The 20,149-nt window shown below is 72.1% G+C and carries 20 protein-coding genes; 12 read left to right on the forward strand and 8 right to left on the reverse strand.

The annotated features are described in order from the left end of the window. The first annotated feature begins 105 nt into the window (after window positions 1-105). Together ASG91_RS11095 and ASG91_RS11100 are read left to right on the forward strand one after the other, a co-directional pair. On the forward strand, window positions 106-783 hold the full coding sequence (locus ASG91_RS11095; protein ID WP_235545548.1) for a ComEA family DNA-binding protein: 678 nt from the start codon (window positions 106-108) through the stop codon (window positions 781-783). Next, window positions 780-3,134, forward strand: a complete 2,355-nt coding sequence (locus ASG91_RS11100; RefSeq protein ID WP_056922683.1) for a ComEC/Rec2 family competence protein — start codon at window positions 780-782, stop codon at window positions 3,132-3,134. The genes ASG91_RS11095 and ASG91_RS11100 overlap by 4 nt, the downstream gene beginning before the upstream one ends. Before the next feature lie 16 nt (window positions 3,135-3,150). Here ASG91_RS11100 and ASG91_RS11105 read toward each other — a convergent pair whose 3' ends face one another. Continuing rightward, window positions 3,151-4,080, reverse strand: coding sequence for a LysR family transcriptional regulator (locus tag ASG91_RS11105; RefSeq protein ID WP_056922684.1), 930 nt, complete (start codon window positions 4,078-4,080; stop codon window positions 3,151-3,153). A gap of 138 nt (window positions 4,081-4,218) precedes the next feature. Between ASG91_RS11105 and ASG91_RS11110 the strand changes: the two genes are divergently transcribed. Both ASG91_RS11110 and ASG91_RS11115 read left to right on the forward strand, forming a co-directional pair. Further along, the gene (locus ASG91_RS11110; protein WP_082594089.1) at window positions 4,219-5,511 is read left to right on the forward strand and encodes a patatin-like phospholipase family protein; all 1,293 of its coding nucleotides are present in this window, start codon (window positions 4,219-4,221) and stop codon (window positions 5,509-5,511) included. A 31-nt stretch (window positions 5,512-5,542) separates the two neighbouring features. Beyond that, the gene (locus ASG91_RS11115; RefSeq protein WP_056922685.1) at window positions 5,543-6,385 is read left to right on the forward strand and encodes an NAD-dependent protein deacetylase; all 843 of its coding nucleotides are present in this window, start codon (window positions 5,543-5,545) and stop codon (window positions 6,383-6,385) included. 93 nt (window positions 6,386-6,478) lie between these two features. On the opposite strand, the gene ASG91_RS11120 is transcribed toward ASG91_RS11115, so the two are convergent. Continuing rightward, window positions 6,479-7,279, reverse strand: coding sequence for a hypothetical protein (locus ASG91_RS11120; RefSeq protein ID WP_056922686.1), 801 nt, complete (start codon window positions 7,277-7,279; stop codon window positions 6,479-6,481). 225 nt (window positions 7,280-7,504) lie between these two features. After that, the gene (locus tag ASG91_RS11125) at window positions 7,505-8,167 is read right to left on the reverse strand and encodes a bifunctional 2-polyprenyl-6-hydroxyphenol methylase/3-demethylubiquinol 3-O-methyltransferase UbiG (RefSeq protein WP_082594090.1); all 663 of its coding nucleotides are present in this window, start codon (window positions 8,165-8,167) and stop codon (window positions 7,505-7,507) included. Between the two features lie 18 nt (window positions 8,168-8,185). Between ASG91_RS11125 and ASG91_RS11130 the strand changes: the two genes are divergently transcribed. Further along, complete coding sequence (locus ASG91_RS11130) at window positions 8,186-8,719, forward strand: GNAT family N-acetyltransferase (RefSeq protein ID WP_235545551.1); 534 nt, start codon at window positions 8,186-8,188, stop codon at window positions 8,717-8,719. A gap of 72 nt (window positions 8,720-8,791) precedes the next feature. Further along, window positions 8,792-9,205 carry a DUF4259 domain-containing protein gene (locus ASG91_RS11135; protein ID WP_056922687.1) on the forward strand — a complete coding sequence of 138 codons (414 nt, stop codon included), beginning with the start codon at window positions 8,792-8,794 and terminating at the stop codon, window positions 9,203-9,205. Between the two features lie 96 nt (window positions 9,206-9,301). Here the strand turns inward: ASG91_RS11135 and lexA are convergent, their stop codons facing one another. Continuing rightward, window positions 9,302-10,027: a transcriptional repressor LexA gene (lexA, locus tag ASG91_RS11140; RefSeq protein ID WP_056922688.1), complete on the reverse strand. Its 726-nt coding sequence runs from the start codon at window positions 10,025-10,027 to the stop codon at window positions 9,302-9,304. 269 nt (window positions 10,028-10,296) lie between these two features. On the opposite strand from lexA, the gene ASG91_RS11145 reads away from it, so the two are divergent. Then, the gene (locus ASG91_RS11145; protein WP_162257532.1) at window positions 10,297-10,743 is read left to right on the forward strand and encodes a LysM peptidoglycan-binding domain-containing protein; all 447 of its coding nucleotides are present in this window, start codon (window positions 10,297-10,299) and stop codon (window positions 10,741-10,743) included. A 31-nt stretch (window positions 10,744-10,774) separates the two neighbouring features. Here ASG91_RS11145 and ASG91_RS11150 read toward each other — a convergent pair whose 3' ends face one another. Together ASG91_RS11150 and ASG91_RS11155 are read right to left on the reverse strand one after the other, a co-directional pair. Further along, window positions 10,775-12,019, reverse strand: a complete 1,245-nt coding sequence (locus ASG91_RS11150) for a CHAP domain-containing protein (RefSeq protein ID WP_056922690.1) — start codon at window positions 12,017-12,019, stop codon at window positions 10,775-10,777. Window positions 12,020-12,241: 222 nt separating this feature from the next. Further along, window positions 12,242-13,393 (reverse strand): winged helix DNA-binding domain-containing protein, encoded by a 1,152-nt coding sequence (locus tag ASG91_RS11155; protein ID WP_056922691.1) that lies wholly within the window; start codon window positions 13,391-13,393, stop codon window positions 12,242-12,244. A 47-nt stretch (window positions 13,394-13,440) separates the two neighbouring features. On the opposite strand from ASG91_RS11155, the gene ASG91_RS11160 reads away from it, so the two are divergent. Next, the gene (locus ASG91_RS11160; RefSeq protein WP_056922692.1) at window positions 13,441-13,866 is read left to right on the forward strand and encodes an SRPBCC family protein; all 426 of its coding nucleotides are present in this window, start codon (window positions 13,441-13,443) and stop codon (window positions 13,864-13,866) included. A gap of 78 nt (window positions 13,867-13,944) precedes the next feature. After that, a complete protein-coding gene (locus ASG91_RS11165; protein ID WP_056922693.1) occupies window positions 13,945-14,559 on the forward strand; it encodes a dihydrofolate reductase family protein in 615 nt (204 codons plus the stop codon). A 99-nt stretch (window positions 14,560-14,658) separates the two neighbouring features. Here ASG91_RS11165 and ASG91_RS11170 read toward each other — a convergent pair whose 3' ends face one another. After that, window positions 14,659-15,339, reverse strand: a complete 681-nt coding sequence (locus ASG91_RS11170; RefSeq protein ID WP_162257533.1) for a hypothetical protein — start codon at window positions 15,337-15,339, stop codon at window positions 14,659-14,661. A 192-nt stretch (window positions 15,340-15,531) separates the two neighbouring features. On the opposite strand from ASG91_RS11170, the gene ASG91_RS11175 reads away from it, so the two are divergent. The 3 genes from ASG91_RS11175 (at window position 15,532) to ASG91_RS11185 (ending at window position 19,093) form a co-directional block, all read left to right on the forward strand. Next, window positions 15,532-16,641 (forward strand): NAD(P)/FAD-dependent oxidoreductase, encoded by a 1,110-nt coding sequence (locus tag ASG91_RS11175; protein WP_056922695.1) that lies wholly within the window; start codon window positions 15,532-15,534, stop codon window positions 16,639-16,641. Between the two features lie 13 nt (window positions 16,642-16,654). Then, entirely contained in the window at window positions 16,655-17,341 is a 687-nt protein-coding gene (locus ASG91_RS11180; protein WP_056922696.1) for a DUF998 domain-containing protein, read from the forward strand. A 126-nt stretch (window positions 17,342-17,467) separates the two neighbouring features. Further along, on the forward strand, window positions 17,468-19,093 hold the full coding sequence (locus ASG91_RS11185; RefSeq protein WP_056922697.1) for a helix-turn-helix transcriptional regulator: 1,626 nt from the start codon (window positions 17,468-17,470) through the stop codon (window positions 19,091-19,093). Between the two features lie 437 nt (window positions 19,094-19,530). On the opposite strand, the gene ASG91_RS11190 is transcribed toward ASG91_RS11185, so the two are convergent. Beyond that, a complete protein-coding gene (locus ASG91_RS11190) occupies window positions 19,531-20,136 on the reverse strand; it encodes a GNAT family N-acetyltransferase (RefSeq protein ID WP_056922698.1) in 606 nt (201 codons plus the stop codon). Window positions 20,137-20,149 lie beyond the last annotated feature (13 nt).

Here is a 20,149-nt window from a genome sequence, read left to right on the forward strand (position 1 = left end):
CCCGTTCCGCAGGGGCCGCGGTTCCTGACGATCCCCGCGTCGCTTCGTGGGGCCCGCCTCAGCGGACCCCGCGCTGCCGCGGCGGGTCTGCTCCTGGTGGTGCTGGTGGCCGCGGTGGCCTTCGGGGTGCGGGTTGCCTGGGCCAAGGCGGCCAGCACTCCCCAGGTCGTGGCTCCCTCAGCGTCAGGATCGGCGCTCGGTGACCAGCACGCGAGCGGGAGTGTGTTCGCGTCGTCGAGCACTGCGTCGGGGGGTGGCGGACCTCCTGCCGTCGGGACGGTGACCGTGCACGTCGTCGGACAGGTGAAGCGACCTGGGGTGTTCACGATGCCTGTGGGGTCGCGGGTCGCCGACGTCGTGGCCAAGGCCGGCGTGCGCGGGGGAGCCGACCTGGCCGCCATCAACCTCGCTCGCCCGCTGGTCGACGGAGAGCAGATCCACGTGCCCAGGCCCGGGGAGGTGCTCGCCGGCGCTGCAGGGGGAGGCGCTGGTGCGGGTTCCGGCCCGGCCGGGTCGGGTGCCGGTGGGGCTGGTGCCTCCGGCAGCGGGGGATCCGGAGCCGGAGCCGCGGGTTCAGCCTCCGGGGGCGCCGGCCGGGTGAACCTCAACACTGCCTCGGCCGCCGAGCTCGAGGAGCTGCCGGGGGTCGGGCCCGTGCTGGCGCAACGGATCATCGACTGGCGCACCGAGCACGGCCGGTTCGCCTCGGTCGACGAGCTGGGCGAGGTCAGCGGCATCGGGGAGAAGATCTTCGCCGCGCTGCAGCCCAAGGTGACGGTGTGACCCGGCGTCCGGTAGCCGGTGCCGCCGAGGACCTCACGCGTGACCTGGACCTGAGGCTGCTGGTCCCCGCGCTCGCGGCGTGGGCGGTCAGCGCCGGCACTCTCGCCCTGCACCCCGCAGTCCTGGTGGGACTCGCCGCCGCGTGCCTCGTCACGGCCGCGCTCGTGCTCCGATGGGCGCGGGTGTCCCTGCCGCTCGCGGCGATCGCCCTCGTCCTGGCTTCGACCGCCGGTCATGCGGCTGCGCGAGAGGCCGGGCCGGTGCGAGAGCTGGCCCGCGAGCACGCCATGGTCGAGCTCACCGGGGTGGTGGCCAAGGACCCCGTGGTCGTCGGCGGCCGGCGGTTGGACGGTGCCACCGTGCGCCTGGTCCTGCGGGTCGACGAGGTGAGCGGTCGGGGGAGGCGATCCAGCGTGGCGACTCCCGTGCTCGTCATGGGAGACGCCAGCTGGCAGCGAGTGCACTGGCACGAGCGGATCGCGGTCAAGGGCACCCTGCTCGAGTCCGAGCCGGGCGACGACGTCGTCGCGGTGTTGCGGCCCCGTGGTGAGCCGCGGTCGCTGTCCCGACCCGGTGCGGTCGCCAGGGTGGCGGAGCACCTGCGCGCGGGTCTGCGCGACGCAGCGGCACCCCTGCCGCCGGATGCCCGGGGCTTGCTCCCGGCCCTCGTGATCGGCGACACCAGCCACACCCCGCCCGACCTGACCGACGCCATGCTCGCCACCGGGATGACCCATCTGTCAGCCGTGTCGGGCAGCAACGTCGCGGTGATCCTGGCGTTCGCGCTGGGTGGGGCTTCTCTCGTCGGGGTGCGGCGTCGCTGGCGGCCCTGGGTCGCAGCGACGGCCCTCGCCGGCTTCGTCGTCCTCGCCCGACCGGAGCCGAGCGTCGTGCGAGCCGCCGCGATGGGCGCCATCGGCCTGATCGGGCTGAGCCGCTCGCGGCGAGCGGCCGGCCTGCCGGTCCTCTCCGCCGCGGTCGTCGTGCTGCTCGTGGTCGACCCGTGGCTGAGCCGGTCCTACGGCTTCGCGCTGTCCACCCTCGCCACGCTGGGTCTGCTGCTCTTCACCCGCACCTGGGGTGAGGCGATCGGTCGGCGACTGCCACGGCGGATCCGGTCATCGGGGCCGGCGATCGCGATTCCCGTTGCGGCACAGGCGATGTGTGCGCCCGTCGTCGTGCTCCTGCAGGGCTCGGTGTCGGTCGTGGGCATCCTGGCCAACCTGCTCGCCGCGCCCCTCGTGGCACCCGCCACCATCGCCGGTGTGGCCGCGGCGGCCATGGCGCCACTCTGGCCGTTCGGCGCCCGGCTGCTCTGCTGGGTCGGGGCCCTGCCCACGCTCGGCATCGCCAAGGTGGCCCGCACCTGCGCGACCATCCCGGGCGGCACCCTGCCGTGGCCGGACGGTGCGGCCGGTGCGCTGCTGCTGACCGGGGTCACCCTTCTCCTGCTCCTCAGCGGCCGGTGGTGGGCGCACCGCGCCGGGGGCCACCCGGTGCTCGCCGCCGGCGTGATCGTCCTCGTCCTTGCCGGAGCGGCTCCCACCTCCGCCGTCACCTGGCCGCCGGAGGGCTGGCGTTTCGTGGCCTGCGACGTGGGGCAGGGCGATGCGTTGGTGCTGGCGACGACGCCGGGTCATGCCGTGCTGGTCGACGCCGGCCCCGACCCGACGACGGTCAACGCCTGCCTGCGGCGGCTCCACGTTCGAGTGCTCGACTCGGTGGTGCTCAGTCACTTCCACGCCGACCACGTCGATGGCCTGCCGGGCGCCCTCGCCGGCCGCGAGGTGCGCGAGATCCTGGCCACTCCCGTCCGCGAACCCGCCTACCAGTGGTCGCAGGTGCAGGCCCTGGCCCGGTCCCGCGGCATACCCATCCGCGACGTCGTCGCCGGTGACCACCTGAGCTGGGCCGGGGTGACGGGCGACGCCTGGTGGCCCGCCCGGCGGATCGCCGCCGGCTCGGTGCCGAACAACGCGAGCGTCGTGCTGGCGGTGCACTCGGGCCCGGTCGACCTGCTGCTCCTCGGCGACGTCGAACGCGAGGCGGCCCACGCCCTGCTGCTCCAGCTGCGTCGTGACCCGGCGATGACGGCCGAGGCGGCCGGCTTCGACGTGGTCAAGGTGGCGCACCACGGCTCGGGGAACCTCGACGAGGGCCTGATGGCGGAGGTGCGCGCGCCGCTCGCGGTGGTCAGCGTCGGCAAGGACAACGACTACGGGCATCCCTCACCCAAGGCGCTGGAGGTGTTGCGCCGCAACGGGTATGCCGTCCTGCGCACTGACCAGCGCGGCGACGTGGCCGTCGTCGCCGTCGATGACGACGTCGGAGTCACGTGGCGTCGCCGCTAGGCGAGAGGTGGCTCGGTCAGGTGCTGGCGAGGACGCGGGGCTTGGCCTTCGCGGCCTCGACGAGCGCGTCGATGGTGGCCTGGACGGCCGGCACGCGCTGGAGGTCAGCGGTGGTGACGACGCTGACGGACCGTCGCGATGCGGGGTTGATCGGCAGCGTGACGACGTCGTGGTGGTGGGCGGTCCGGAGGATGAGGTCGGGGATGAGGGCGACGCCCAGGCCTTCGGCGACCAGGCCCAGCACGGCGACGTAGTCCTCGGTCTCGAACCCGACGTGGGGGGAGAAGCCGGCGTTCGCGCACATCTGCAGGAGGTGGCCCCGACACCGCGGACACCCGGCGATCCAGTTCTCCTGCGCCAGGGCGGACAGCTCGACCATGTCCGCGGTCGCGAGCGGGTGGGCGCGGGGGAGGGCGAGGCGCACCTCGTCGTCGAGCAGCTTGTGGGTGACGAACAGGTCCATGTCCTCCTCCCCGCGACCCACGTCGGTGCCCTCGTAGGCGAACGCGACGGCCAGGTCGCACTCGCCCGCCTTGAGCGCGGCGAGCGACTCCGGGGGCTCGGCCTCGGTGAAGGTGACCTGCACGTCGGGAAAACGCTGCTTGACCAGGGCCAGGGCTCGCGGGACGAGGGTGGCCGAGCTCGACGGGAACGCCATCAGCCGCACTCGTCCGGCGCGCAGGCCGGCGATCGCCGCGACCTCCTCCTCGGCGGCGTCCAGGGCGGACAGCACGGCGACGGCGTGCCGCGCCAGCACCTGTCCGGCCTCGGTGAGGCGGACGTTGCGACCGATCCGCTCGACGAGCACGGTGCCGGTGCGCTGCTCGAGCCGCCGGACCATCTGCGAGATCGCGGGCTGGGAGTAGCCCAGCGCGAGGGCGGCACCGGTGAAGCTGCCCTCGTCGGAGATGGCCTTCATGACACGGAGACCTGCGGCGTCGATCATGGACAAAGCATAACTGCTCGTTATCCAGATGGTTAGTTGTTGAGTGCGTCGTGATGGATCCGGCCTCGACCCGGGCGGTCAGGCGCCCGCTCCGCCGACGGGCAGGTGTCACCCGCCTCTGCTTTCATCGGGAGCACGATGAAGCCCGAGCCGACCTCCACCACCCACGCCACCGAGGGCGACACCCTCGGCCCCGACGACCTTGCGGCTGACGACCTTGCCCCTGACGACCACGGGCACCACGCCCCGGCGACGAGTCGGCACGGGACCGCCCTGTGCCTCTCCGGTGGGGGCTACCGGGCCGCCCTGTTCCACCTCGGAGCCCTGCGACGGCTCAACGAGCTCGGCGTGCTGGCCCGGCTCGCGACCGTGAGCGGGGTCTCCGGAGGGTCCATCGTGGCCAACCTCCTGGCCGACCCCAGGCTCGAGTTCCCCCTGGGCGGCGGGGTCGTGGGTGGGTTCGAGGACTTCGTCGCCGAGCCGCTGGCCCAGCTGACCTCGCGCAACATCCGCACGCCGGCCCTGCTGGCCAAGGTCAGGCCGTGGAACTGGACGGCCCGCGACGCCGCCATCCGGGCGCTGGCCGATGAGCTGGCCGACGCAGTGACCTGGTGGTCGACGCCGTTGCGCGACAACGCCGGCGCGGGTCCGGCGGTGGTCACCTGCGCGACCGAGATCGGCTACGGCGTCGACTGGGTCTTCGAGGACGCGACCGCCCACCGTCCCCACGGGCGGGTCGGCGACTACCGCCTCGGGTATGCCGCGCCGCCGGCCGACCTGCGGCTGGCCGACGTCGTGGCGGCGTCCTGCGCCTTCCCCCCGTTCTTCGCCCCGATGGTCCTCGACGGGGTGGCCATGCACCTCACCGGCGGGAAGAAGGGCCTCGAGTCCGACGACGAGCGCGCCGCGATCCTGCGCCGCGTCCGGCTCACCGACGGCGGCGTCTACGACAACCTGGGCCTCGAGCCGGTCTGGAAGCGCCACGCCACCGTCCTGGTCAGCGACGGGGGTGGGGTGTTCCGAGCCCGCACCGAACGCACGGTCGTCGGCCGCACGCTGCGCATCCTCGGGATCGCCACCAACGGCGGCCAGTCGGTCCGCAGCCGCTGGCTCCACGCCGGCTACGCCCGTGGTGCGCTGCACGGCACGTCGTGGGCGCTCGACACCGTCGTCGACGGGTCCTACCCGCGCGGGACGACCGAGCTGGTCAACGCGGTCCGCACCGACCTCGACGTCTTCAGCAGCCAGGAGCAACACGTCCTGGAGCGCCACGGCTACCTCATCGCCGACGCCCAGGTCAGGGCACACTGCCCAGAGCTGGTCACCGAAGAAGCCCCGGCGGTCCCGCCCCACGACGACGTCGCCGACCCCGCGGTGGCGTCGGCCGCGCTCGTCGACTCGGCCAAGCGCCGGCTGCTCGGTCGGTCCTGACCTCCGCGACAGCTCGACGTACCCTTTCCCCGTGACCACGACCGCCGCCGCGAGCACCCAGCTGGACGCCGTCGCGGCGCTCCTCGAGCGCGGCGACGTGCTCGTCCTCACCGGTGCGGGCATCTCCACTGACTCGGGCATCCCCGACTACCGGGGCCCGGACGGCACCCGTCGGGTCACGCCCATGCAGTACGCCGAGTTCCTCGGGTCGTCGCAGGCGCGCCAGCGCTACTGGGCCCGCAGCTACGTCGGGTGGCAGCGGTTCAACCTGGCCAGGCCGAACTCCGGGCACGAGGCGGTGGCCCGCCTCCAGCGCTGCGGGCTGGTCGGACCCGTCATCACCCAGAACGTCGACGGGCTCCACCAGCAGGCCGGTGCCACCGACGTCGAGGAGCTGCACGGCTCCCTCGCCCGGGTGGTCTGCCTGACCTGCGGCGACCGCTCCTCCCGGTGGGACCTCGACGACCGGATGCGCGAAGCCAACCCGACTTTCACGGTGACCAGCGACGAGATCAGGCCGGACGGCGACATCGTCCTCAACGAGCTCGATGTCGACGCGTTCCGCACCCCGCTGTGCCTCGTCTGCGGTCACGACACCCTCAAGCCGGATGTCGTGTTCTTCGGGGAGTCGGTGCCGAAACCGTTGGTGGAGAAGTGTTTCCGGCACACCGAGGAGGCCAGTGCCCTCGTCGTGCTGGGATCGAGCCTCAAGGTCATGAGCGGCTACCGCTTCGTGCGCCGAGCCGCTGCGCTCGACATCCCCGTCGCGATCATCACCCGCGGGCCCACGAGGGGTGACGAGCAGGCCTCGGTGCAGGTCGACGCGCCCCTTGGCCCGACCCTCGCCGCCCTGCTCGACCGCGTGGCCGCCTAGCCCGAGCGACCGTCCCGGCCCTGGCCCAGCCCATGCCGGGCCCAGCCCATGCCCGGCTCAGGCCCGCCCGGGCTCAGCCCGGCCCGGCCCGGATCAGCCCAGGCCCATGGCCTTGGCCACCGACGGCCAGATCGCCGCCGCCCACTCCCGATGCCCGAGCACGGAGGGGTGACCGAGGTCGTTGCCCAGCTCCTCCAGCCGTTCGGCGTGGTGGCGGGCCAGGGCGCCGCCGTCGGTGTGGCACTGGGGAATCCCCGCACAGGCCCGGCCGAGCTCCGCCTCGTACGCCTCCATGATCGACGTCAGCCGCTTCACCTCGGCGGTGTTGATCTTCTTGTTGGCGGAGAACATCGCGCACGGCTCGTGCCCCACGAGGTCCACCGGCGTGGTGGGGAGGGTGGCCATCGCCTTGGCGTAGTCGGCCGGGCGACCTGCTCCGGTCGCCAGCACGACCGTCACCTTGGGGGAGGCCTCCACGATGGACTGGACGGCAGACCGGACCTGGGCCCGGAACTCCGGGAGGTGTGCGGAATCGGTTCCGTCGCACCGGATGTCGTTGTCCATGATCATGATCAGTGCCAGCGAAGGTGTCGGGACGATCGCCAGCGCGGACGGCACCTGGAACTCCAGCCCGTCGGCCTTCTCCCCGTTGCGCGACACGTTGGCCACCAGGCCCCGCGTCTTGGGACGGACCGCGACCAGCCGCTCGTAGACGCTGTTGACCTCGGGGTTGGTGCCCGTGGCCCACGAGTTGTCGACGACGTTCTCACCGGGGTGTTCGGGATCGGACTGGAAGCCGGTCATCCCCGAGTGGCCCAGGGCGATGACCCCCTCGGGGTGGTCCGCGTCCACGCCGGAAGGGGCGCCGGTCGCCGAGGTGGTGGTCGTCGTCACCGAGTGATCGACACTCGCCCCTGACGGAGTGGCCCCACCGCTGCACGAGCAGAGCGCGAGGGCTGCCGCCACCGCCGCCGCTGAGGATGACGATCGCAGGTGCATGGATCCCTCCTCGAGGACGACCCTGCGTTCCACGGTAGGACCGTGTCACGCGGCAGCCCTCCCGCACCTGGCGTAGATCTGCGCCGTGTGACCTCCCCGCCGCTGACTGGTGGGCGGCGGTCAGGCCGGCCGTCGGGCGACCAGCACCACGTCGATCGCGTCGCCGTGCTCGGTCGGGCGCAGGTACTCCTCGCAGCGCTCGATGGCCAGGTCGCCCGCGGCCGCGCGCAGCTGCTCGGGGGAGTGCAGGAGGGCGGGGTCGGACGGGCCGCCGACGCCCTCGGTGAGGTTGCGCAGGCCGTGCCCGACCACGACCAGCGCACCACCGGGCGCCAGCCAGCTGCGGGTGCGCGACACGACGTCGGAGGGCAGGTGCAGGTAGGAGACCAGCACCAGGTCGTAGAGGACGTGCGGTGCAGGGTGCCACGAGCGGGCGTCCGCGACGACCCAGTCGATCCGGTGGCCCAGGCGCGACGCCTCCTTCTCGCCCTTGGCCAGCCCGACCGACGAGAAGTCGACAGCCGTCACCCGCCAGCCGAGCGAGGCGAGCCACACGGAGTGGCGACCCTCGCCGGCCCCGAGGTCGAGCGCCCGACCCGGCCGCCACCCGCCCACGATCCGCTCGACCTCGGCGTTGGGGGTCGCGCTCCAGACGTGCTCGTGCGCGGCATACCGCTCGTCCCAGAGCGCCTGACGGGTGGTGGGAGTGCCGCGGTCGGGGTCGGGCAGGTCCCCTCCACCGGTCGAGCCGTGCCTGTCGGAGTGCTGGTGCCCGTCGCTCATCCCCCTAGCATCGCCGATATGAGCAGCATCGTCCCCGCGGGAGACCCGGCGATCGTGGTCCGCGACGCCACCCCGGCCGACCTGCCGGCGATGGCGGCGGTCTACGACGACCAGGTGCGCACCTCGCTGGCGACCTTCGACACCGAGCCGCGCGGCGCGGCATACCTGGGCGAGAAGCTCGCCGCCGCCGACGAGGGCAACGTGGTCCTGGTCGCCTGCACGCCGCAGGACGAGCTCCTCGGCTACGCCTTCTCCGGACCGTTCCGTCCGCGCCCCGCCTACGCGGGCACCAAGGAGGTCTCGGTCTACCTCGCCGAGACCGCGCGCGGTCGCGGTCTCGGCCGCACCCTGTATGCCGCGTTGCTGGCGCGGCTCGACGCCGCACCGGGCGTGCACACCCAGGTGGCCGTGGTCGCCCTCCCCAACGACGCGAGCGTGGCGTTGCACCTGGCGGCCGGCTTCGAACGGGTGGGGGTCCTGCGGGAGGTGGGGCACAAGTTCGGTCGTTACGTCGACACCGCGTGGTACCAACGGATGAGCCCGACGGATTAGGGCTGGCGTGTCGCGCCCGCGCGCGGCACTCTCGGAAGCGAACCCGTAGTTGCAGGCTGTGGAGGTTTCGAGATGGGCGCCATCGGAGCTGGGCCGTTCGAGAACGACGACGCACTAGACTTCCTCGACGAGCTCGAGGAGTCGGAGCAGGACGTGCGCCGCCGCAAGGTGGAGACCGCCCTCGCCCGGGTGGTCCGCGCGTCCGGCTACATCGAGGCGCCCACCATGTCGGAGGCCGTGGCGGCGGCGGCGGTGGTGGCAGCGTGCGACGACTTCGAGGCCGTGATCGGGGAGCGGAACGTGCCGCGCTGGATCGACGAGGACCCGATCGAGGTCGACGAGCGGCTCGAGGAGCTCGCGACGCAGGCCCTGCACCGCGCGCTGAAGTCCGACGACAACGAGCTCTGGGAGCTGTGGGCCGACGGCGACGGTGGCGAGCGGTTCGCGACCAAGGTCACTCACCTGCTCGACGCGCTGGGCGACTGACCGCCCCTCCTACGCACAACGGCAGTTGCGTCGCCTAGCCGGCAACTGCCGGGTTGACGACGCAACTGCCGTAGGGCGCGCGCCTGAGGGTCGAGGTCAGATGCGGCGCAGCACCGCGGTGACCTTGCCGAGGATGGTGGCGTGGTCTCCGTCGATGGGGTCGAACGCGGCGTTGTGCGGCATCAGCCACACCTTGCCGTCCTTGCGCTTGAAGGTCTTGACCGTGGCCTCGTTGTCGAGCATCGCGGCCACGATGTCGCCGTTGTCGGCGCTGGGCTGCTGCCGCACGACGACCCAGTCGCCGTCGCAGATCGCGGCCTCGATCATCGAGTCACCGACGACCTGGAGCAGGAAGAGCTGGCCCTCGCCCACGATCTGGCGGGGGAGCGGGAAGACGTCCTCGACGGTCTCCTCGGCCAGGATCGGCACCCCGGCGGCGATCCGACCGAGCACCGGGACGTAGGTCGCCTCGGGCCGCTGGTCGTTGACCCCGGTCTCGTCGTAGGTGGCGGTCTCGTCCTCGATGCTGGCGCCGCCGCGGTAGCCGCGCATGTCGGCGGGCGAGTCGGGCGAGACCACCTCGATGGCGCGCGGCCGGTTGGGGTCGCGACGCAGGAAGCCCTTGCGCTCGAGCGTCGAGAGCTGGTGGGCCACCGAGCTGGGGGAGGTGAGCCCCACGGCCTCGCCGATCTCGCGCAGGCTCGGCGGGTAGCCACGCCGGTCGACCGAGTTGCGGATCACCTCGAGCACCCGCCGCTGCCGGACGGTGAGCCCGTCGCCGCGATCGCGGTCGGGCAGTTCCTTGACGTTGTCGTCGCTCATGCCGCTTCCTCACTTGAGCAGTTCCGGGTGCTGGTGCTTGTCCACGTGCTGGTGCAGGTCAGGTGTCGTGCGCCGGGCGTCCAGAGGTGATCTGTGACAGGTGCGCCTGCTGTTCAGGAAGCGTTGTCAGTGGCCTCTGATGTGCTTGGGGCATGAACACAGCGTATGGCCTTCGAACGTCTGTGCCAAACATGTGTTCGACGCGTGTCTTGATTGGTTCGAACATGCGTGCTAGAAATCACCCAGGCAGTTCTTCGCACATCCGTTCGATGGACGCAACCACGAGCCCCCGGCTCACCGCCCCGATGGAGGACCAGATGAGTGCAGCAGTCGCTTGGGACGTCGCCCCCGCACCAGTGCGGGTCCCCGTTCGCCCGGCTCGCCCGCAGCTGGTCTCCCTGCCCACCGGGACGGCCGTGCCCGAGGTGCCGGCCACGCCGCTACGGATCACCCGGGCCGGTCGGTTGGCGCTCACCCTCTCCGTCGTCGTGGCGGCGGTCGCCCTGGCGGTCGCGCTGTTCTCCGGCGGCGCCTCGGCCACCGTCATCGACCACTCCACCACGGTGGGCACCGGCCAGACGCTCTCCGAGATCGCCACACAGCAGCTCCCGCAGCTGCCGATGGCCGAGGCCGTGGCCCAGCTCCAGATCGCCAACGACCTGACCGGCAGCGACATCCACGCGGGTCAGACGCTGCTCATCCCGCGGGTCGGCTGAGGTCGCTGACCAGTCGGTAGGTCCGACGTTGTCAGTTGGCCTTGGCCAGGTGCGTCCAGCGGATCGCCGAGGTGTCACCGGCCTTCGCAATGGCGACCTGGTCGACGCCGACGGCCGAGGCCGTCGTGGTGGTCCGGATCGGCACGCCGGCGGTGACCTGGTAGGACGCCGTCCCCGGCAGCGCCTTGATGAGGGTGCCGTCCTTGGGGTGGAAGCGCAGGTGGTTGAACTTCACGCCTGACCCGGCCTGGTCGACCGCCAGCTGGTCGACGTAGATGGGCGTCTTGTACCCACCGACGTTGGCCCAGGAGCTGATCGCGATCGGCGCCCCGCCGCTCATCCGGTAGGCCTCCAGCCGCTGTCCGGTCTTGATGAAGGTCCCGTCGGCGGGCACCGCGTTGAGGTGGTTCCACACCCCGCCGGTGCCGGCCTTGTCGATCGCGTTCTGGTCGACCACGACGGTCGGCTTGGTGCCGCCGAAGACCGCCCACGAGGTCACGATGACCGGAGCGCCGCCGGCGATGCGGTAGGCCTCCTTGCGCTGGGCGCCCTTGATGAAGGTGCCCTCGGCCGGTCGCACCGGCAGCGTGGCCAGCGAGGTGCTGGAGATCAGGTGGGTCGGCTGGGTGCCGCCGAAGGCCGCCCAGGTGGAGACATAGACGGGGGCCTTGCCGACCAGGCGGAAGGCCTGCGAGGTCTCGCGCACCTTGATGAAGCTTCCCGAGGGCGGGGGCTGGTAGGCCTTGTCCTTGAAGTGGATGAAGTTCGTGGGCCAGTTGCGGTCACCACGGGGCACCCGCCAGCGCGAGGAGTAGCCGCCGCCGTAGGACGAGTCGGAGATGACGATGTAGCCGGACGTCACCTCCTCCACGTAGCCGACGTGGCCGTAGCTGGGGGCGTAGGCGCTGCCGTAGCCCCACTGGGCCACCGAGCCGACGGTGGCGGTCTTGTCGACCTTGAAGCCGCGCTTGGTGGCGTTGGCCGCCCAGCTGCCGCCGTCGCCCATCGCGCTCTGCTGCGCGACGCCGTTGCGGGAGAGTCGGTAGGCCACGTAGTTGACGCAGTTGTTGCCCGAGGTGCTGACCGGGTAGCCCCAGATCGGCTTCCCGGCATACCCGGAGAAGGCGATGCACGAGACGTTCGACGCCTTGCACTCCCGGACCATCGTCTCGGCGTGCGCCGGCGCTGCCACGGTGCCGGTGAGGGCCACTGCTGCGCTGGCGGTGAGGGCGAGCGCGGCGAGGCGTGCGGCAGCGCGGCGGAGGTGACGTCGCATGACTTCCCGGGGGTAGGGGGGACCGGGCGGGGGTGCCGGATGGTGCTCGGCGCCAAGGGGCCCGGTCGGGGCCTTGGACAGGGTGCCCTACCTCGGATCGTCTTGTCCCATTTGCCCGGAGAACACCGCCGGTGTAATTCGACGGCTCGTGCTCAGGAGGGCCGGACCGCATCGGCCGAACGGGCTAGGCGGCTGGAGCGGTGGTTGTCCGACCTGGTTGGCTCAGCGGTCTGCCCTGCGCGGTCGCCGAGCCGGGTGCCCCAGCTCACCGCCCCACAGGTGCGGGGTGCCCTCGTTCTCGACGTAGGAGAGGTCGCGCCCCACGAAGTGCGCGAGCCGTTGGGCTGCCACGCGCACCTGCGTGCGGCCGTCCTTGGTGACCCCCGGAGCCAGCCGCACCTCCACCTCGACCACGTCGGGGCGCACGGTCCGCTTCCACAGGCCGACGTTCACCGAGTCGAGCACGACCCACGCCCAGAACGGGTCGTTGTGCTCGGCGTACGGATGGTCGGGGAGCGACGGGAAGTTCACCTGCGGATAGCTGAGCACCACCTCGTCATAGGTGGGGAAGAGGTATGCCGCGGGGGCGGCTGGGCTGCGCCGGCGCACCTGGGTGGGATCGAACCAGTGCGGGAGACCGTCGACCTCGACCTCCTCGAGGTCGTCGCCGATCTCGGCCAGGGCCGCCTTGGTGTCGCTGATCGTCAGGGTCGCCCAGCGGGTGAAGTCCTTGATGGTGGTCGGGCCGTGCCCGGCGACGTAGCGCCGGACCAGCTCGACCATGGCCTCTTCGCGGGTGCGCGGGGGAGTGGGCGGCACGACCTCGTCGACGAGGCCGTAGGAGTGGTGCACGCCCTTCATCGGCCCCGAGCAGACCAGGCCCTGCAGCTCGGCGACGAGCAGCAAGTGGCCGAGCTGCTCGCCCGGCTTGATGGGCGACCTGCGGTTGGTGAACTCGTCATTGAGCTCGGGGCGGGTGCGAAAGGTCTTGTCCTGCAACAGCTTGCACAGCAGGTCGAGGCCGTCGGAGATGCGACGCGGGTCGTCGAGCCCGAGCTGGCGGTGCCGCGCGGCCATGCTCGACAGCACCCGGGGAGAGGTGAGCTCGAGGATCCACCGCAGGTCCTCGGGCGCGACGAAGTGCCACGTCGGCCGCAGGATGTGCGTGCGCAGGAAGGCGCCGGAGTCGAACTCACGCTGCAGCGCGGCATACGTGTCCTTGCGCGAGCGCAGGCCGAGCGAGAAGAAGGCGTGGTCGCGCTCCTGGCTCTGCACGCAGGTGAGCAGCCGCACGACGTCGGCCGCCTTGGCGGCGGGCGCCGACGACAGCCGTTGCGTGGCGAGGCGCTGGGCGAGGACGCGGGAGGAGTCCATGGCGCCATCCTCTCGAAGACCGCCGACAGGTGCGCGACCATGGGGTGATGGAGCAGAGCACGACCATCGAGATCGCCGCACCGCCCGAGCGCGTCTGGGAGGTGATGGTCGACGTCGAGCGCTGGTCGGACTGGACCGACACAGTCACCTGGGTGCGCCGGCTCGACGATGGTCCGCTGCGCCCCGGGTCGCGGGCCAAGATCAACCAGCCGAAGGTCCCGGAGACCGAGTACGTCGTGACCGAGCTCGAGCCGGGGCGGTCGTTCACGTGGGTGGCCACCGGTCCGGGCGTGCTGACTACCGCTCGGCACACCATCGAGCCGCTCTCCGGCGGCGGCTCGCGGGTGCGGCTGTCCGTCGAGCAGGCGGGCTGGCTCGGGTCGTTCATGGGGCGGTTCTACCGGGGGCTGACCGACCGTTACCTCGCGACCGAGGCGGCCGGTCTGAAGGCCCGGTGCGAAGGGCACCGATGAGTTCGGGCGGTCGCGTGGGTCGGTACGTCTGACAGCACCTGGCGGCGACACCACGTCCCACGACAGCAGGAGGCAGACATGACCAAGGTGTGCGCGAGCATCACGACCTCGGTGGACGGCTACGTCACCGGGCCCGACGACGGCCCCGGCAGGGGGCTGGGGGAGGGCGGCGAGCGGCTGCACTACTGGGTGTTCGGCGGGCCGTGGTCCTACGACGCCGAGCCCGCAGGGGCACCGGGCGACGGTCTGGGCGGGGTCGAGAAGGAGTACCTGGATGCCGCCTTCGCACGGCTCGGGGCCTCGGTCGCCGGCCGGAACATGTACGAGGCGTCGGGGCACTGGGGCGACCAGAACCCTTGGGGCGTCCCGACTTTCATCGTCACGCACCGTCCGGAGGAGCAGCCCGAAGGCGACGCCTTCATCTTCGTCGACGGAGTGGAGGAGGCCATCGAGCGGGCCAAGGCCGCCGCCGGCGACAAGGACGTGAGTCTCAGTGGGGGAGCGGACGTCATCCGCCAGGCCCTCGCCGCCGGCCTGGTGGACGAGCTCAGCATCATCGTGGCGCCGGTGATCCTCGGCCGCGGCAAGCTCCTGTTCGAGGGCTTCGACCACGACATCGAGCTCACGCCGAAGGGCGTCCGGCAGTCACCGCTGGCGACCTTCATCGACTACGAGGTCGTCACCAAGCGCTGACCCGGCCACCCCTCCCCGACTTCTGGCCACCGGTGTGGCAGGGGACCCCCGGAACGGGGCTGACACCGAGCACAGGTGGCCAGAAGTGCCGAGTCGGCGCTAGCCGACCTTCGCGGCGTAGCGGCAGGTGGCCCACGGGTTCATCGCGGCCAGCACCCCGTCGGGGTTGTTCTTCCAGACCCAGGCGTGCAGGGCGTAGAACGCGGGCAGGTCGTAGCGGTTCGGCGCCGCGACGTACATGAACGTCTGGCCGAAGAGCTGCGGTGCCGGGCGGGTGCCGTGGGCGCCCCAGTCGGCCTCGAAGACCACGTACTCGAGCGCGACCAGCTCGAGCTGCCCGTTGCGCTTCGGCTCGTAGACCAGCACCTCGGGCTTGCTGACGTCGACGGTGCCGTCGAGCAGCGCGCCGTTGACCCAGTGGATGCCCATCGCGGGCTTGTCGTCCTGGTCGTCGAGGTCGACGTCCGCGTCGATGCACTCGTGCAACGGCGCGGGCGCGGGCAGGCGGGAGTAGCCGGCGGCCTCGGCGGTGCCCACGCCGTGGAACTGCGCGGTGGCGGCTCGGGCGGCGGACAGCCCGCGGAACTGGCCGTGGCCGTGGCTGTGGCTCGCGTGGTCGTCCCCCACCGCAGCCGAGGTCCGGTGGGTCACCGAACCCTGGTCAGGCGTGAGGGCGGCCGCCCCCGCGACGGTTCCCACGGCCGGGAGGAGGGCCGTCGCTCCCAGGGCCACCGCGGCGGCGGCCCTCATGACGCTTCTTCGCTCAGCTGGTCTGGGCATGTCGTGCTCCTCTGCGGGTGCGCACTGGTGTCAGTGCAGTTGGCTGATGCCAGAACGCTAGGAACGCCGGTGCCCCCGGACATCGGCAGCGACTGCCCATGTTGGCGTGGGTCGATCTGCCCATCCCGCCCGCCGCAGGGATGGGCGGTTCGCCCGACGCGGGCGACCCGCCTCGGTTCCTAGCGTCGAGGCATGAACACTCACCTCGAAACCATCGTGATCGGCGCCGGGCAGGCTGGGCTCGCCACGGCATACCAGCTGAAGCAGTCGGGGCACGACTGCCTGGTCCTCGATGCCGGCGCCCGCGTGGGCGACGGCTGGCGGCGCCAGTGGGACTCGCTTCGGCTCTACAGTCCAGCGAAGCACGACTCGCTGCCCGGCATGGCCTTCCCCGCAGACCCGTGGCACTTCCCGGGCAAGGACGAGGTGGCCGACTACCTGGAGACCTACTCGCGCGAGTTCGCCCTGCCGGTGCGGTTGGACACTCGGGTGAGCCGGCTGGCTGCGGCGTCGACGGGCGGGTTCCGCGTCGAGACCGACCGCGGCGACTACCTGGCCGACCACGTCGTCGTCGCCACGGGCACCTTCGGGCGCAAGCCGCACGTGCCCGACTTCGCCGGCGAGCTCGACCCGGGGATCCTCCAGCTGCACTCCAGCGCGTACCGACGTCCGTCGCAGCTGCCGGACGGACCCGTGCTCGTCGTCGGCGCCTCCCACTCCGGCTTCGACGTCGCCTACGAGGTGGCGCCCGACCACCCGACGATCCTCGCCGGCATGGGGCACGGGGAGATCCCCGTGCCGCACGGCTCGCGTCGGTTCCGGATGGCCATGCCGGTGCTGTGGTTCGTCTGGGGCCACGTCATCAACCGGCGAACCCCGGTGGGGCGCAAGGAGATGCAGGAGATCCGGTTCCACGGTGGGCCGGCCCTGCGGGTCAAGGTGGCCGACCTCGAAGGGCGCGGCGTGGAACGCGTGGAGGAGCGCGTGACCGGCGTCGAGGGTGGCCGTCCGGTGCTCGCCAGCGGTCGAGTCGTCGACGTGGCGACCGTCGTGTGGGCGACCGGGTTCACCCAGGACTTCGGCTGGATCGACGTCCCGGGCGTGATCGGCGAGGACGGCTGGCCGCGCGAGCTGCGGGGTGTGGTGCAGGACGCGCCCGGCCTGTACTTCTGCGGGCTGTCGATGCAGAGCTCGTTCCGCTCGATGTTGATCGGCGGCGTGGGAGCGGACGCGGCCTTCGTCGCCCAGGAGATCGCGGCACGGTCGGCTCGGGGGCTGCGGCCCGCGCGGGCCGCGGCGTGAGTGGGGGCGTGCGATGAACACCACGAGCACCACGGCGCCGGCCCCGACCTCGACGGCCCGCAGCGACGGGTCCCTGCGCTGGCTGGCCCGGGCCGGCATGGCCGGCCCGGTCCTGTTCACCGTCACCTTCGTGGCCCAGCAATGGCTCCGGCGCGACACCTACGACTGGGTCGGCGAGCCGGTCAGCAACCTGGAAGCAGGACCGCAGGGCTGGGTCCAGCAGGCGAACTTCGTGGTCTTCGGACTGCTCATGGCCGCCTTCGCGGTGGGCATGGCGCGCGAGGTGTCCGGGCGCCGGCTCGGCCGGTCCGGCCCGGCGTTCCTGGCACTGTCCAGTGCCGGGCTGTTCCTCGCCGCGGTCTTTCCTCTGGAGCAGGACGCGCAGGGTGTTGCCTACGACCCTGGCCTGCACTTCGTGGCCGGGGTGACCTTCTTCCTCAGCTCCGGGCTGGCACTGCTCGCACTGTCGCGCAGCTTGGCCGGGGACGCCCGGTGGGGCCGGCTCCCGGCCTACGCGCTGGTCGCCGGGTTGCTCGCCTTCGCCGGGTTCGTGGTCATGGGAACGCTCGTGATCCCCGACGGGGCGGCCTTGCACCCGTATGCCGGACTGGCCCAGCGCGTGGTCATCGTCGGCGTCACGTTCCCGTGCCTGGTCCTGCTCGCGGCGCGGCTGCACCGCCTGGCTGACGCGGGCGGCTGACGAACCGGGCCCGGCTGCACCGAGTCGCTGACGCGGGCGGCTGACGAAACCGGGTCCCGGGCGTCGTCCGACAGGCTGATCCGCGGTCGACCCGTCGCGCGTATCCTCCGAGATGGAGGTACCGCGATGGGCGTCGTGGATGAGCTGGTCCGGGCGCGGGAGACCTACGAGCGCGGCGACTGGGTCGCCGCGTTCCAGACCTGGTCCGACGTCGAACCCGAGGCGCTCGACGCTGCCGACCAGACCCGGTTGGCCTACACCGCCTACCTGCTCGGGCGCCGCGGGGACTGCGTGGCCGCGCTGCAGCGGGCGTTCAAGACGCACCTGGACGCGGGCGACTCAGCGGCAGCGGCCCACTCGGCCCTTTGGCTGGCGATGGTGCACGCGCGGGCGGGGGAGTTGTCGGTCGGCGGCGGGTGGGCGATGCGGGCGCAGGGCCTGCTCGCCGAGGCGGGTGACGTGGTGGAGCGCGGCTACCTGGCCAACCTCCAGATGCACCGCCACATCGAGCAGCACGAGTGGCCGCAGGCGCTGGCCTGCGCGCAGGAGACGACCGCCGTCGGGCGCCGGTTCGGCGATGCCGACCTCATCGCGCTGGGGCTGTCCGCGCAGGGCCGGCTCACGCTCATGTCGGGCGCCGTGCCGCAGGGGCTGGTGCTGTTCGACGAGGCGATGACCGGGGTGGCGTCGGGTGAGGTGTCGCCGGTGTGGGCGGGTGACATCTACTGCCTGATGATCGAGGGCTGCCAGGAGGTGTCCGACTTCGGGCGGGCCGCGGAGTGGACCGATGCGCTCACCCTGTGGTGCGACCGCCAGCCCGGGCTCGTGCCGTGGGCCGGCCAGTGCGCCGTGCACCGTGGCCAGATCATGGCGCTGCGCGGGGCGTGGACCGAAGCCCTGGAGGAGCTCGAGCTGGCGCTGCAGCGCTACGTGCGTGCCGAGGCGACCGAGGCGAGCGGGTTGGCGCTCGCCGAGCGCGGCGACGTGCTGCGACTGCAGGGGGAGTATGCCGCCGCTGACGCCGCCTACACCGAGGCCGGCACCTTCGGCTTCGAGCCGCAGCCCGGGCTGGCGCTGTTGTGGTTGGCCCAGGGTCGCCAGGAGGTGGCGCATGCTGCGGTGGCGCGGCTGCTCGCCGAGACGGAGGGGCCGGTCGGGAGGGCGAGGTTGTTGCCGGCAGCGGTGCAGGTGCTGCTCGCGGTGGGCGAGGTCGACCGTGCCCTCGAGTGCGCCACGGAGCTGGCAGCGATCGCGCAGGGCTTCGGCTGCGCCGCTGTCACGGCGGAGTCGCGGGACGCAGTCGGCTTGCTGCGCCTCGCCGTGGGCGACCCCGCAGGTGCGCTGCCCCACCTGCGGGCGGCCCGCAGCGGGTGGTCGCAGCTGGGCTGCCCCTACCGAGCCGCCCGCACCCAGGGGCAGCTCGGCCGGTGTCTCGCCGAGCTCGGCGACGCCGAGTCCGCGACCCGCGAGCTCCGGGCCGCGCTGTCGACGCTGACCGGTCTGGGCGCCGGGCCCGACGCGGAGTCGGTGCGTCGGCTTATGGCGCCGTCGCAGCTGCCCGGTGGGCTCACCGAGCGCGAGGCGCAGGTGCTGCGGTTGCTCGCCTCGGGTCGCAGCAACGCCGAGATCGCCGCCGAGCTGGTGCTCAGCCACAAGACCGTGGCCAGGCACCTGAGCAACATCTACACCAAGCTCGACGTGACCACTCGGACCGCTGCTGCGGCCTACGCGTTCGAGCACGAGCTGGCCTGAGGCCGCCACCGGTCACCGCGCACGCTCACGGCGCTCGCTCGACGGCGACGCGGTCGGCCCACGTCGCTGGGTAGAACGACCCACGGCTCCGTCACACAGGATGGGCCGACGCACCGATGAGGTCTCGCGACCCGCGCACCTACCGTCGATGGCATGCACACCACGCTGCCACTGCTCGCGGGAATGGTCTCGACGACCATCTTCGCCGGCAGCGTGCTGCCCATGCTGGTCAAGGCGGTTCGCAGCCGCGACCTCTCGTCCTACAGCCTGGGCAACCTCGCGCTCGCCAACGTCGGCAACGTCGTCCACTCGGTCTACGTCTTCAGCCTGCCTGCCGGCCCGCTCTGGGTGCTGCACTCCTTCTACCTGCTGAGCACCGGCCTGATGCTCGGGTGGTACCTGCGCTGGGGTCGCGGGGCAGGGCGCTCGCCGAACCCTCAGGACGTGAGGTCGCGACGCATCACCAGTCGGGGCAGCTTGCTGGCCACCGCAGCGGTCGTCCCCACCACCGAGAACCCGTTCCGCTCGAACATCGCCCTGGTCCCCACGAACGCCATGGTGAGGTCCATCCGCTGATCACCGGGGTCGACTGGGTGGGCCTCGACGGCGGGCGCGCCGTGGGCGGCGGCATACTCCAGCGCACCCTCGATGAGGTGGGCGGTGACGCCGCGCCTGCGGAAGCCGGACCGCACCACGACGCAGACGATGCTCCAGACCGGCACGTCGTCGACGGGCAGCATCAGCTTCGACTGCGCGAGCCGGGGGATCTCCGCGCGCGGGCCGATGTTGCACCAGCCGACCGGCTCGCCGTCGAGGTAGGTGACGACGCCGGGCGGGTGCTCGCGCTCGCAGAGGGCCCGCATCGCCTTCTCCCGGGCGTCCTTGCCGGTGCCGCCGAGCTCGGTGATCTCCTTGGTCTGGATGCGGTGCGACAGGCACCAGCAGTGAGTGGGGCGACGGTTCTTGTTGATGACGTCGGCGAAGTCCTCGAACCGGTCGGGCGTCACCGGGTGCGTCTCCCAGCTCGGCTCAGTCACGCTCATGCCCCCACCTTGG

It is taken from the genome of Phycicoccus sp. Soil802 (assembly GCF_001429605.1).
Lineage (GTDB): Bacteria > Actinomycetota > Actinomycetes > Actinomycetales > Dermatophilaceae > Pedococcus.